Source organism: Mycobacterium sp. E1747, from assembly GCF_001667775.1.
Classification (GTDB): domain Bacteria; phylum Actinomycetota; class Actinomycetes; order Mycobacteriales; family Mycobacteriaceae; genus Mycobacterium.
Genome location: NZ_LZJI01000178.1, coordinates 1 through 604 on the forward strand (window position 1 = coordinate 1; position 604 = coordinate 604).

A 604-nucleotide genomic window follows, 5' to 3' on the forward strand; every position below is an offset into this window, starting at 1 on the left:
GACCCCGGACCGGCATAAATCCGCGCCGAATTAACCTCCGGCGGAAGCGCCCCAAAATCAAACATCATTGGCTCCTTTAACCAGTCGCGGCCGCGTTGGCCGACTCAGTGACCGCGTAGGACCCCGAGCTCATCCTCAGGGTGTTGACAAACATCTCGTGAATCGCCGCGCCCTGGGCGCTCACGGCCTGATACAGCTGCGCGTGCGCGGAGAACTGCGCCGCGGTCAGCGCCGACACTTCGTCAGCAGCGGGCGGGACCACCCCCGTCGTCGGGGCCGCCGCCGCCGCGTTCTGCGCGCTGAGCGCCGACCCGATGCTTTGCAGATTGCCCGCGGCCGAGGCAAGCGCCTCCGGCTGCGTCGTGACGAACGACATTAAAAGCCCTCCCCTGTCGCGAGCCGCTGGCCTTCGAGGAACCGTTTGCCGGCGTGGCTTACTGCTGAGATTAAATGGGTCACGCGGTGCCTCGCCCTCCCTAGTGCCGACTGTTCATTCGTGTACAACTTCCGTTCACCTGGCCTTTCCCTATCCGGCCGATGGTGGGCGGGTGAGGACGCTGTAGCGGAAGCCGTATTTGTGGGAGTAGCCCGCGGCGGCGCCGAC

General features: G+C 65.6%; 1 protein-coding gene. It reads right to left on the bottom strand.

What is annotated here, in order from left to right; genetic code table 11:
• Nucleotides 1-76: 76 nt before the first annotated feature.
• Nucleotides 77-376, bottom strand: coding sequence for a PE family protein (locus A5695_RS16815; RefSeq protein ID WP_068084332.1), 300 nt, complete (start codon nt 374-376; stop codon nt 77-79).
• Between the last annotated feature and the right edge of the window lie 228 nt (nt 377-604).

What these genes read in the sequence shown, in the direction of transcription:
- A5695_RS16815 (WP_068084332.1), bottom strand. Translation starts at nt 376, where the DNA reads ATGTCGTTCGTCACGACGCAGCCGGAGGCGCTTGCCTCGGCCGCGGGC.